The 11,631-nt window shown below is 68.2% G+C and carries 12 protein-coding genes; 7 read left to right on the top strand and 5 right to left on the bottom strand.

Annotated features, from left to right (window positions below; all coding sequences use genetic code 11):
- Positions 1 to 51: 51 nt before the first annotated feature.
- Positions 52 to 816 carry an enoyl-CoA hydratase gene (locus M0L44_RS21315; RefSeq protein WP_252772200.1) on the top strand — a complete coding sequence of 255 codons (765 nt, stop codon included), beginning with the start codon at positions 52 to 54 and terminating at the stop codon, positions 814 to 816.
- 16 nt (positions 817 to 832) lie between these two features.
- On the top strand, positions 833 to 1,594 hold the full coding sequence (locus M0L44_RS21310) for an SGNH/GDSL hydrolase family protein (RefSeq protein WP_252772199.1): 762 nt from the start codon (positions 833 to 835) through the stop codon (positions 1,592 to 1,594).
- Here the strand turns inward: M0L44_RS21310 and M0L44_RS21305 are convergent.
- Positions 1,555 to 2,643, bottom strand: a complete 1,089-nt coding sequence (locus tag M0L44_RS21305) for a serine endopeptidase (RefSeq protein WP_252772198.1) — start codon at positions 2,641 to 2,643, stop codon at positions 1,555 to 1,557. The genes M0L44_RS21310 and M0L44_RS21305 overlap by 40 nt on opposite strands.
- A gap of 30 nt (positions 2,644 to 2,673) precedes the next feature.
- Complete coding sequence (locus M0L44_RS21300) at positions 2,674 to 3,129, bottom strand: acyl-CoA thioesterase (protein ID WP_252772197.1); 456 nt, start codon at positions 3,127 to 3,129, stop codon at positions 2,674 to 2,676.
- Positions 3,130 to 3,179: 50 nt separating this feature from the next.
- Between M0L44_RS21300 and M0L44_RS21295 the strand changes: the two genes are divergently transcribed.
- Genes M0L44_RS21295 through M0L44_RS21280 form a run of 4 tightly spaced genes read left to right on the top strand, consistent with a single transcriptional unit; the run spans position 3,180 to position 9,170 of the window.
- Positions 3,180 to 5,024 (top strand): ABCB family ABC transporter ATP-binding protein/permease, encoded by a 1,845-nt coding sequence (locus M0L44_RS21295; protein ID WP_252772196.1) that lies wholly within the window; start codon positions 3,180 to 3,182, stop codon positions 5,022 to 5,024.
- Positions 5,005 to 5,931, top strand: a complete 927-nt coding sequence (locus M0L44_RS21290) for a LysR substrate-binding domain-containing protein (RefSeq protein ID WP_252772195.1) — start codon at positions 5,005 to 5,007, stop codon at positions 5,929 to 5,931. The genes M0L44_RS21295 and M0L44_RS21290 overlap by 20 nt, the downstream gene beginning before the upstream one ends.
- The gene (locus tag M0L44_RS21285) at positions 5,921 to 7,816 is read left to right on the top strand and encodes a sensor histidine kinase (RefSeq protein ID WP_252772194.1); all 1,896 of its coding nucleotides are present in this window, start codon (positions 5,921 to 5,923) and stop codon (positions 7,814 to 7,816) included. Before M0L44_RS21290 ends, M0L44_RS21285 begins: the two co-directional genes overlap by 11 nt.
- 4 nt (positions 7,817 to 7,820) lie before the next feature.
- Positions 7,821 to 9,170, top strand: a complete 1,350-nt coding sequence (locus tag M0L44_RS21280) for a sigma-54-dependent transcriptional regulator (protein WP_252772193.1) — start codon at positions 7,821 to 7,823, stop codon at positions 9,168 to 9,170.
- Here M0L44_RS21280 and M0L44_RS21275 read toward each other — a convergent pair.
- The 3 genes from M0L44_RS21275 to M0L44_RS21265 all read right to left on the bottom strand — a co-directional run bounded on the left by M0L44_RS21275 (position 9,151) and on the right by M0L44_RS21265 (position 10,890).
- A complete protein-coding gene (locus M0L44_RS21275; RefSeq protein ID WP_252772192.1) occupies positions 9,151 to 9,621 on the bottom strand; it encodes a DUF4124 domain-containing protein in 471 nt (156 codons plus the stop codon). The two genes, M0L44_RS21280 and M0L44_RS21275, sit on opposite strands and share 20 nt — an antisense overlap.
- A 14-nt stretch (positions 9,622 to 9,635) precedes the next feature.
- Positions 9,636 to 10,067: a hypothetical protein gene (locus tag M0L44_RS21270; protein ID WP_252772191.1), complete on the bottom strand. Its 432-nt coding sequence runs from the start codon at positions 10,065 to 10,067 to the stop codon at positions 9,636 to 9,638.
- 415 nt (positions 10,068 to 10,482) lie between these two features.
- Positions 10,483 to 10,890 (bottom strand): hypothetical protein, encoded by a 408-nt coding sequence (locus tag M0L44_RS21265; RefSeq protein ID WP_252772190.1) that lies wholly within the window; start codon positions 10,888 to 10,890, stop codon positions 10,483 to 10,485.
- Between the two features lie 156 nt (positions 10,891 to 11,046).
- Here M0L44_RS21265 and M0L44_RS21260 point away from each other — a divergent pair.
- Positions 11,047 to 11,631, top strand: a 585-nt coding sequence (locus tag M0L44_RS21260) for an IS110 family RNA-guided transposase (protein WP_252772189.1), incomplete at its 3' end; no start/stop codon positions are given.

Below are 11,631 nucleotides of genomic sequence, written 5' to 3'. Positions count from 1 at the left end.
GCGGCTACCATGCCGCCCGTTTTCATTTCAAGTCAGAAGCAGGAGACCCGCATGACCATCCGAACCGGCGTCGTGGATGGCGTGGCGACCATCGAGATCGCCCGCCCCGAGAAGAAGAACGCGCTGACCATGGCGATGTACGACGCCATGACCGACGCCATCGTGGCCGCCGGCAGTGACCCGGCCGTGCGGGCCTTGCTGATCACCGGCCAGCCCGGCGTGTTCACCTCCGGCAACGATCTGGAGGACTTCATGCAGCGCCCGCCCGCCGGGCCGGATTCCTCCGTCTTCCGCTTCATGCGCGCGCTGGAGTCCTGCGAGAAGCCGGTGGTGGCCGCCGTCACTGGCGCGGCCGTGGGCATCGGCACCACCATGCTGCTGCACTGCGACTTCGTCTTCGTCAGCGACGAGGCCCGCCTGGCCATGCCCTTCGTCGGCCTGGGCCTGGTGCCCGAGTACGGCTCCAGCCTGCTGATCCCGCGCCTGATGGGCCATGTGAAGGCGGCCGAGAAGCTGCTGCTGGGCGACCCCTTCACCGGCGCCGACGCGGCGGACTGCGGCATTGCCAACGCAGTGCTGCCGGCGGCCGAGGTGCTGCCCCACGCCCGCCGCGTGGCCGAGCGCTTCAACCACCTGGCGCCTTCGGCCGTGCGTGAATCCAAGCGCCTGATGAAGGCCCCGCAGCGCGAGCTGCTGCAGCAGGTCATCGCCACCGAGGCCGAGCTGTTCGGCCAGCGCCTGCGCAGCCCCGAGGCCCGCGAGGCCTTCCAGGCCTTCTTCGAGAAGCGCAAGCCCGACTTCACGAAGTTCCAGTGAACTTGGCTGCCGCCCGATGCCTGGTCCGCTGAAGCTGCTGCTGGGCCCGGTGCTGCTGCGCCAGGGCCGGCAGGTGCGCCGCCATGCGCTGCGCCTGCCGGAGGCCGCCGGCCCGCGCGAGGGCGTGGTGGGCGAGGGCGCGCTGCGCCTGCGCCTCCTGGTGGTGGGCGATTCCGCCGCGGCCGGGGTGGGGGTGGATCACCAGGCCCAGGCCCTGGCTGAACCGCTGGCCGAGCGTCTGGCCCTGGCCCTGGATGGCCGGGTGGCCTGGCAGCTGGTGGCCAGCACCGGCCACCGGGCGGCCGATGCGCTGAAAGCCCTGGAGGCTGCGCGACTGCACCCGGCCGATGTGATGGTCACGTCGCTGGGGGTCAACGACACGGTGGGGCAGACGCCGGTGCGCCACTGGCTGGCCACGCTGGACGCGCTGCATGGCGTGGCCCGTGCGCGGGCCGGCGTGCGCCACACCTGGCATTCGGCCGTGCCGCCGATGGAGCGCTTTCCGGTGCTGCCGCAGCCGCTGCGCTGGGTGCTGGGACGCGATGCGCGCCGGCTGGACCAGGCGCTGCAGCGCCACCTGGCGGGCCAGGCCGACCGCGGCCATGTGGCCCTGCCGCCCATGCCGGGCGAGGCTGCGGGCTGGATGGCCCGCGACGGCTTCCACCCCGGGCTGCTGGGCTACCAGGCCTGGGTGGAGGCCCTGACCCGGCAGATGCTGCTGGAAGGCGCGGCTGCGCTTCAGCCGGCTGAAGCGGGCCGAGCGGCCTCAGCGGCCTGAGCCGGCGCTTCGCTGTCGACCGACACACCGCAGCTGGGGCAGTAGCGGAAGAACACGTTCTTGCGGGTGCCGCAGCCGCCGCAGCGGTCGAAGAGCTTGAGGCCGCAGTGCACGCAGAAGTCCGGCTTCACCTCGCCGGTGGTCAGGATGGCGCGCTCGCAGCCCGGGCAGACGTTGGCCGCCATCTTCTTGAGGGCCTCGTCGTTGGTCAGGGACTGGCGGCGCTGGGCTTCGCTCTGCTGCTCCACCGCTGCACGGCGCGCCAGGTAGCCCCGCATCGCCCGGATGGCGTAGTGCCCGCCCAGCCCGGTCAGCACGATGCCCACGCCGTAGCGCACATAGCCGCCGTAGCTGGGCAGGTAGGGCACCAGCTCGAAGAAGAAGGCATAGGCCGCGAACAGCACGAAGCCGCGCAGCAGGGGCCAGTGGTCGCTCTTGCGCTTGCGGGCGATCATCCAGCCGGCCACCAGCAGCAGCGGCAGCGTCAGCGCCAGGCGCAGGCCGAAGACCCGCAGCTCCTGCAGGAACTGCGCGCGCTCATAGACACCCTGGGCCTGGCTCAGCAGCGTGTCCAGCCGGCGCTGGTGGCCGGCCTGGGCCTGGCTCACGTCCAGGCGGTCCTGGTCCAGCTTCTCCTGGGTCTGCTGGGCCTCGCGCTCGGCCTGCTTGAGCTGGTCGAGCTCGCGGGTGCGCCGCTGCAGCTCGGCGTTGGTGCTGGCGTCGCCCGTGGCCTGGCGGCTGGCCAACCGGTTGGCCTGGGCGCTGCGCGCGGCCTGGTAGGCCTGGCTGGCTGCGTTCAGCTTGAGTCGGGCCTGCTCGGTCTCGTCCTCCAGCGTGCGCGCCTGTTCACCCAGGTCGCGCAGCTGCGTGCGCTCCGACTGCAGGGCGTTCGCATCGGCGAACTGCTCCAGCGTCAGCGTGTCCTCCACCTTGGGCAGGTCCCCGATCAACTGCCCGCCCAGCCCCATCAGGAAACCGGCGAACAGCAGGGAGACGATCCACATCAGCAGGCCGAAGGCCTTCTCGGGGACACGCAGCGTCTTGAACATCAGCAGGGGCGGGCGGGACCAGCCGTCCGATCAACCAAAGTGCTTGTAGGCCGCGGGCAGCGGCCGGGGGATGGGGCGCGCCTTGCCTTCACGGTCGATGGCGACGTAGGTCAGATTGGCTTCGGTCACCTTCACCACCTGCAGGTCTTCCGGCGCACGCTCGGCGTACACCTCGACCTTCACCGTCATCGACGTGCGGCCCACGTGGGTGATGGTCGCATAAAAGCTCAGCAGGTCGCCGATGGACACCGGCTGCTTGAAGATGAATTCGTTGACCGCCACGGTGGCCACGCGGCCCTTGGCCAGGCGCGCCGGCAGCACGGAGCCGGCCAGGTCCACCTGGGCCATGATCCAACCACCGAAAATATCGCCATTGCTGTTCGAGTCCGCCGGCATCGGCATCACGCGCAGCACCAGTTCCCGGTCGGTGGGCAGTTGGGTGCGCAGGTCCTCGGGCACACTGGCCGGATTCACGGGAATGTTCATTTCAGGGTTCCTGTGTATTGTTCTGAATCAAAGAATGTGATTGTTCCACGATGCGTCGAAGTTCGCCTGTGACCGAATCGGCGGCCGCCCCCCGTCAGCATGGGGATTGGGCCATCCTGCGGCAGCTGGCGCCGTACTTCTGGCAGTACCGCACGCGGGTGGTGTTGGCGCTGCTCTGCCTGGTGGCGGCCAAGGTGGCCAACCTGGGCGTGCCGCTGCTGCTCAAGCACCTGGTGGACGCCATGAACCTGCCCGCCAGCGACCCGCGCGCCCTGCTGGTGGTGCCGGCCGGGCTGCTGCTGGGCTATGCGGCGCTGCGCCTGTCGGCCTCGCTGTTCACCGAGCTGCGTGAACTCGTCTTCGCCAAGGCCACACACGGTGCCTCGCGCGAGATCGCGCTGCAAGTCTTCCGCCACATGCATGCGCTGTCGCTGCGCTTCCATCTGGAACGCCAGACCGGCGGCATGACCCGCGACATCGAGCGCGGCACCCGGGCCCTGCAGTCGCTCATCTCGTACTCGCTCTACACCATCCTGCCCACGCTGGTGGAGCTGGGCTTGGCGCTGGCGCTGCTGGGCGGCAAGTTCGACATGGGCTTCGTCTGGATCACCCTGGGCGCGCTGGTGGGCTACGGCATCTTCACCATCAGCCTGACCGAGTGGCGCACCCAGTTCCGCCGCCGGATGAACGAGCTGGATTCCAAGGCCCACCAGCGGGCCGTGGACGCGCTGCTGAACTACGAGACGGTCAAGTACTTCAACAACGAGGACTTCGAGGCCCGCCGCTACGACGAGGGGCTGGACGCCTACCGCCGCGCCCAGATCACCTCGCAGACCTCGCTCTCTCTGCTCAACGTGGGCCAGCAGGCCATCATCGCGCTGTCGCTGCTGGCCATGCTGTGGCGGGCCACGGCCGGCGTGGTGGCTGGCCACCTCACGCTGGGCGACCTGGTGTTGATCAACACCCTGCTGATCCAGCTCTACATCCCGCTGAACTTCCTGGGCGTGCTCTACCGCGAGGTCAAGCAGAGCCTGACCGACCTGGACAAGATGTTCACGCTGATGGGCCGCGAGCGCGAAGTGGCCGATGCGCCCGAGGCCCGGCCGCTGGCGTTGCAGGGCGCCGCGGTGCGCTTCGAGGCGGTGGACTTCGCCTACGACCCGGCGCGGCCCATCCTCAAGGGCCTGTCCTTCGACATCCCGGCCGGCCAGACGGTGGCCGTGGTGGGCGCCAGCGGCGCGGGCAAGAGCACGCTGGCCCGGCTGCTCTACCGCTTCTATGACGTGCAGGGTGGGCGCATCACCATCGACGGGCAGGACATCCGCCAGGTCACGCAGGACAGCCTGCGCAAGGCCATCGGCATCGTCCCGCAGGACACGGTGCTGTTCAACGACACCATCGCCTACAACATCGCCTACGGCCGGCCCGACGCCACGCCGGCCGAGGTGGAGGCGGTGGCCCGTGCCGCCCGCATCCACGACTTCATCGTCGCCCAGCCCAAGGGCTACGACACCATGGTGGGCGAACGCGGCCTGAAGCTTTCCGGCGGCGAAAAGCAGCGCGTGGCCATTGCCCGCACCCTGCTGAAGAACCCGCCCATCCTGGTCTTCGACGAGGCCACCTCGGCGCTCGATTCGGCCAACGAGCGCGCCATCCAGGCCGAGCTGGCCAGCGCCGCGCGTGGCCGCACCACGCTGGTCATCGCCCACCGCCTGTCCACCGTGGTGGACGCGCATGAGATCCTGGTGATGGAGGCCGGCCAGGTCGTCGAGCGCGGCACCCACGCCGCGCTGCTGGCCCGCGCCGGCGCCTATGCCCGCATGTGGGCCCTGCAGCACAGCAGCACCCGCCCCACCGCCACCGAGAAGAACACCCATGGACACCAAGTGGCTTGAAGACTTCATCAGCCTGGCCGAGACGCGCAGCTTCTCGCGCTCGGCCCAGCTGCGCCACGTCACCCAGCCGGCTTTCTCGCGCCGCATCCAGGCGCTGGAGGCCTGGGCCGGCATCGACCTGGTGGACCGCTCCAGCTACCCCACGCGGCTCACCCCCGCGGGCGAGACCTTCCACGCCCAGGCCATGGAGATGCTGGGCGCGCTGCAGGCCACCCGCAACATGATGCGGGGCCACCAGGTGGCCGGGCAGGACATGATCGAGTTCGCGGTGCCGCACACCCTGGCCTTCACCTTCTTCCCGCACTGGCTGATGGAGCTGAAGCAGCAGTTCCACGGCCTGAAGAGCCGGCTCATCGCGCTGAACGTGCACGACGCCGCGCTGCGCCTGACCGAAGGCAGTTGCGACCTGCTCATCGCCTACCACCACGCCACCCAGCCGCTGCAGCTCAGCGCCGACCGCTACGACATGCTCTGCCTGGGCTACGAGACCCTGGCGCCCTTTGCCAAGGCCGGCGCCGAGGGCGAACCCCTGTTCCGCCTGCCCGGCACGCCACGCCAGCCGGTGCCCTTCCTCAGCTACGCCGCGGGCGCCTACCTGGCGCGGCTGGTGGAGCAGGTGCTCAAGCGCACCGCCCAGCCCGCCCACCTGGACCCCATCTACGAAACCGACATGGCCGAGGGCCTGAAAGCCATGGCCCTGGAAGGCCACGGCCTGGCCTTTCTGCCGGTGAGTTCGGTGCGCAAGGAGCTGCGCGCCCGCCGCCTGGTGCAGGCCGGCGCGCCGGAGGACGAGCTGACCATGGAAGTGCGCATCTACCGCGAGCGCCCAGGTGGCAGCCGTCACGCCAAGCCGGTGGCCCAGGAAGTCTGGGACTTCCTGGAAAGCCAGGCCCGCGATGGCCGCTGAGGCGCAGGGAAGGGCACCGGACCGCGGCGAGGGCCGACCGCTGCGCTGGCGCCGCCGCCGTTCGCTGGGGCTCACCCTGCTGGCGCTGGGCCTGATGCTGCTGGCCGGCTGGGGCGCCTTCACCGTCAGCGTGCAGCGCCGCACCGAGCAGCTGCGGGCCGAATCCAACCACCAGCTGGACCTGTTCGCCGCCGCCGTGCAGGGCATGGTGCGGCGGCTGGAGCCCATGCCCGCCACCGTGCAGCTCAGCACCGAGGTGCAGGCCCTGCTTCGCCAGCCGGGCGACGCCGCGCGGGTGCAGGCCGCCAGCAGCTACCTGCGCCGGCTGAACGCCCACCTGGGCGGGATGCAGCTCTTCGTGCAGGACCAGCGCGGCATCGTGCTGGCCGCCAGCGACCCGGCCCTGGTGGGCGACGATCTCTCCTTCCGCCCCTACTTCCTGGAGGCCCTGTCCGGCCGGGTGGGGCGCCACTTCGCCATCGGCGTGCGTGATGGCGTGCCCGGCTACTACGTCTCCCACCCCATCCACGATGGCGCCAAGGTGGTGGGCGTGGCGGTGCTCAAGATCGGCCTGGAGCCGGTGGACGAGGCCTGGGGCATGCTGGGCGCGCCGGCCCTGCTGGCCGATTCCAACCAGGTGGTCATCCTGTCCTCGCGCCCGGAGTGGACCTACACCGCGCTGGCCGAGCTGCCACTGGAGCGCAAGGTGGACCTGCAGGTCACCCGCCTGTATGGCGATCACCGCATCACCCGCTTTCCGCTGCAGGTGGACCTGCGGGTGGACGAGGACAGCCAGATCGTCGAAGGCGTGCTGCCCGCCGGCCTGGGGGCCAGCGGCGCCCAGGGCCGCAGCGCGGCCAGCCGCGGCATGCTGGTGCTGGGCCGCACGCTGGACGGCACCGACTGGCGCCTCTTGATGTTTGCCGACCTGCGCCCGGTGCGCCAGCAGGCCGCGCAGGACAGCCTGCTGGCCGGCGTCAGCGCCGGCTTCGTGCTGCTGCTGATGCTGCTGGTCAACCAGCGCCGGCGCATCGTGCAGCAGAAGCTGCAGCTCAACGCCGAGCTGGAAGAGAAGGTGACCGCCCGCACCCAGGCCTTGAGCGAAACCAACGCCCGCCTGCGCAAGGAAGTGCGCGAACGCGAGCAGGCCGAGCACACCCTGCGCGAGGCCCAGGACGAGCTGGTGCACGCCGGCAAGATGGCCGCGCTGGGTCAGCTGGCCACCGGCATCACCCACGAGCTGACGCAGCCGCTGGGCGCCATCCGCACCCTGTCGGGCAATGCGGTGGCCTTCATGCAGCGCGGCCAGCTGGACGCGGTCAGCGGCAACCTGGCCATCATGGCCCGCCTGGCCGAGCAGATGGGCGCCATCATCGAGCCGCTCAAGGGCTTTGCCCGCAAGTCCAAGGCCCAGCCGCAGGCCGCCCGCCTGGCCACCGCGGTGCACAACGCGCTGTTCCTGTACCACCAGCGCATCCGCAACGAACAGGTGACCGTGCACGACGCCACCGCCGACAGCCCCCTGGCCGCCTGGTGCGACCCCAACCGCCTGGAACAGGTGCTGATCAACCTCATCGGCAACGCGCTGGACGCCATGCGCGAGCAGCCCCAGCGCGCGCTGTGGATCGACGCCGCCGCGCAGGACGGCCGCGTGGCCCTGCGCGTGCGCGACCAGGGCCCCGGCCTGGACCCGGCCCTGCGCGACCGCGTCTTCGAACCCTTCTTCAGCACCAAGTCGGCCGGCGGCGGCCTGGGCCTGGGCCTGGCCATCTCGCGCGACATCGCCCGCGAGGCCGGCGGCGAACTGGAGGCGGACAATCACCCCGACGGCGGTGCCTGCTTCACCCTGTGGCTGCCGCCCGTGCCCCACGACGCCGTGCCCTGAGCCCATGAGCCAAGAACTTTCCGTGCTGCTGGTCGAGGACGACCTGCCCATGCAACTGGGCTGCCTGCAGGCCCTGCAGCTGGCCGGGCTGACCGTGGACGCCGTCGAATCGGCCGAGGCCGCGCGGCCCCGGCTGACGGCCGGCTTCCCCGGCGTGGTGGTGACCGACATGCGCCTGCCCGGCGCCGATGGCCTGAGCTTGGTGCGCCACTGCCACGAGCTGGAACCCGAGCTGCCCGTCATCATGATCACCGGCCATGGCGATGTGAGCCTGGCCGTGGAAGCCATGCGCAGCGGCGCCTACGACTTCATCCCCAAGCCCTTCTCGCCCGAGGTGCTGGTGGAGGTGGTGCGCCGCGCGCTGGACAAGCGCGCCCTCACGCTCGAAGTGGTGGCCCTGCGCGAAGCCCTGGCCCGCAAGGAAGGCGGCAGCGCGCGGCTCATCGGCCGCTCGCCGCAGATGGTGGCGGTGCGCCAGCTGGTGGCCCGCGTGGCCTCGGCCCGGGCGGACGTGCTCATCCGCGGTGAAACCGGCACCGGCAAGGAACTGGTGGCCCAGGCCCTGCACGATCTTTCTGGCCGCAAAGGCCCGCTGGTGGCCCTGAACTGCGGCGGCCTGCCCGACAACCTGCTGGACAGCGAACTCTTCGGCCACGAGGCCGGCGCCTTCACCGGCGCGGCCAAGCGCCGCATCGGCAAGATCGAACACGCCCACCACGGCACCCTGTTCCTGGACGAACTGGAAAGCATGCCCATGGGCGTGCAGATCAAGCTGCTGCGCGTGCTGCAAGACCGCGTGGTGGAACGCCTCGGCTCCAACGCCCAGGTGGCGGTGGACTGCCGCGTGGTGGCCGCCACCAAGGACGACCTGCTGCACAAGGCGCAGGACGGCAGCTTCCGCAGCGACCTGTACTACCGCCTCAACGTCGTCACCATCGACCTGCCGCCCCTGCGCGAACGGCGCGAGGACATTCCCCTGCTGCTGGAGCACTTTCTGCTGCTGGCCGCCAGCCGCTACGGCCTGCCCCAACCGGTGGTGAGCGCTGCACAGCTGCGCGCCCTGATGGCCCACCACTGGCCCGGCAACGTGCGCGAGTTGCGCAACGTGGCCGACTGCCTGGTGCTGGGCGTGCCCAGCGAAGTGCTGGGCGACGGCGAAGTGCCCGCCGCGGCCACCATGCTCTCACTGGCCGAAACGGTGGAAGACTTCGAACGCAGCCTCATCCGCGAAGCCCTGGGCCGCCACGGCGGCAGCATCACCCGCGCCGCGCAGGCCCTGCGCGTGCCCAAGACGACGCTGGCGGACAAAGTGAGGAAGTATGGGTTGCAGTCGGTCAGCACCCCAGCGCAATGAAGCGCTTGCGCTGAGCCAGGAGCGCCCTTTGGATGGGCAATCTGGTTTCGTCTGTGGCTGAGGCCTCTCGCTGCTCAGTGTCCGGAATGGTCTGATCGAGCCGTCGGCATTCGCGCTGCGCGTCGAGGGAGAGCTTGAAGCGCCTGGCGTCGGTGCTCAACTGCTTCGCATCCTTGCCGCCGGTGATGGGGCTGAGGGCCTCTGCCATGCCCTCATGGAACCGCTCGCGCTGCACATCCGCTCCCACGCGTTCCTTGCCCGTGGATTTGTTCAATCCACGCGTTGGTTCGACATCAATCTTCTTGGCGGCGAGGCAAGGTTGATCGGAGTAGGACACCTGGCCGTTGTGCTCACAACGGAAGACATCGCGGGACGGCGGCGGAAGTCCCTGTGCACAAGCTACCGCGCTGACGAAACCAGCGACGACGGCCAAGCTCAGGCATTTGTTCATGCGAGGCGCCAAGGTCATTGCCGATCGAGAAGTTCGGGCCAACGATCATCAAAGCGAAACGTGTTGATGACCCAGCCGTCTTTGCCGCGGTAGAGATAGAACTGCCACCGCATCGCATGCCTGTCAAAGCGGTGGATGTACACAAGCTCGGCCAGTGAATCGCCAACGGTGACCTGCTTGATGAACTCCTGTCCAAGCGTGGCCCCAAAGCGTGAGGTGATGAGCGGCATCTGGATCGCGGCTTGGCCGACCATCGCGTCGAATTCTGCGGGTGGGATGACCGTCAGTTCCTTGAAGGATTTAAGGCCGCCCTCAAGGTCTCCTTTGGCTACTTTGTTCATCACGCCGTCTGTCACCACCTTGACGTCAGCGATGGTTGGAAGGCCCTGAGCATTGGCAGCTGTGAAAACGGCGATGAGACCGAGAAATGCGAAGATGTTTTTCATGTCTGAGTTGGAAGATGAGCCAGTTCGGCGACACATAACGAATGAAAGAGACTTCCCAGACCCCTAGTCTCCAGTCCCGCGCAAGTGACCTACTCGAAAAAACCTCCGCACCTTGAGTTTCAAGGGTCTGGCGATTTCCCGCGACAGGGTTCAATGATCAACAACTGTCGATTTTTTATCTGTCGGAGGTGGTCCCGAAGAAGCCTTGGTCACGCATCGATTGCGCGTTTGAACCGGCGCCTTGTTTCGGACTTCGCGTTGGCATCCCAGCCGGTGAAGCCGATGGGGTCTTCTCTCCAACGAATGATGGAAAGTGTCGCCACTGCGGTTTAACGTAAAGGTGACCGGCGCTGTGCGGCTTTATCGCGCAGCGTCCAGCGACCGAAGGAAGCGAGGTCGACCGCCGGGTTGGGCCTCATTTCCTTGCCTGCTGCACGTGCTCGAAGAGTTGACCAAGCGTCAAGCCTTCGCGCCAAGCACTGTTGAAATTAACCCCGTACTTTGATTGAAGATCTTCACTCAGTGTCTCAAATTCCAGCGCGTCGGCCTGCCATCTGTGGGGATACAACGCGCGGTAGATATCAAGCAGTTGATCATTGGGGTTGAGCTTCAATTTTTCCCGGTCTTGGAATGCGAAAGAATCTGTGAAAGTTGAAAGAAACTGCCGAATTTCGTCTTTTGATGCGTTCGGGAATGACCGGCGCCAATTTCGTCCTTGGCAGGATCGCGCACCGAAAGGTACTGGCAATTTCCCTCCAAAGAAGACGGCCCAAGCAATGGTGCCGACAATTGCAGCGATCAACAAAATGGTTGAGGTGGCCATGACTATGACGCCCAACGTTCGCGGTAAGCGGACCAGTCAGCATAGCTGGCACAGGTCCGCCTGACCGAATACGAAGGGACTTCCCCAGTCCTGTGACGGTATCGAGGTACCAAGATTGACTCGCGGAAGTTCAATCTGATCGGAAAGGGGAAGTCCATGAGCGAGATTACACGAGGTGCGGCGTGCGGTGTCATCGTGCGTGTGGGGGTGGATCTGGCCAAGCAGGTCTACCAGGTGCATGCGGTGGACCGCAGCGAGCGCGTGGTGTTGGCCCGGGCGATGTCGCCGCAGAAGTTCCTGGCCTGGGCGGCCACGCTGCCTGCGGGCTGCATGGTGGCGATGGAGGCCTGCGGTGGTGCCCACCACCTGGGCCGAGAGCTTCGCCTGCTGGGACTGGATCCGCGCTTGATGGCCGGCCACTTCGTCACACCCTACCGGGTGCAGGGCCGCAGTGGGAAGAACGATGCCAACGACGCGGCCGCCATCTGCGAAGCCGCCGGCCGCCCTCGCACCCGCTTCGTGCCCATCAAGTCCGCTGCCCAACAGGGCATGCTGAGCCTGCACCGCCTGCGCGAGGGCTACAAGGCCGAACGCACCGGCTGCATCAACCGCCTGCGCGGCCTGCTGGGCGAGTTCGGTCTGGTCTTCCCCCAAAGCCCCGAGAAGCTGCGCGCCAAGCTGGGCGAGACGCTGGAAGACGCCAGCAACGAGTTGCCCGGTGACCTGCGCCTGGGCTTGCAG

This window comes from Ideonella oryzae (genome assembly GCF_024055665.1).
In the GTDB taxonomy this organism is placed as follows: Bacteria; Pseudomonadota; Gammaproteobacteria; order Burkholderiales; family Burkholderiaceae_C; genus Ideonella; species Ideonella oryzae.
This window is presented reverse-complemented; position numbering and strand designations above follow the sequence as displayed.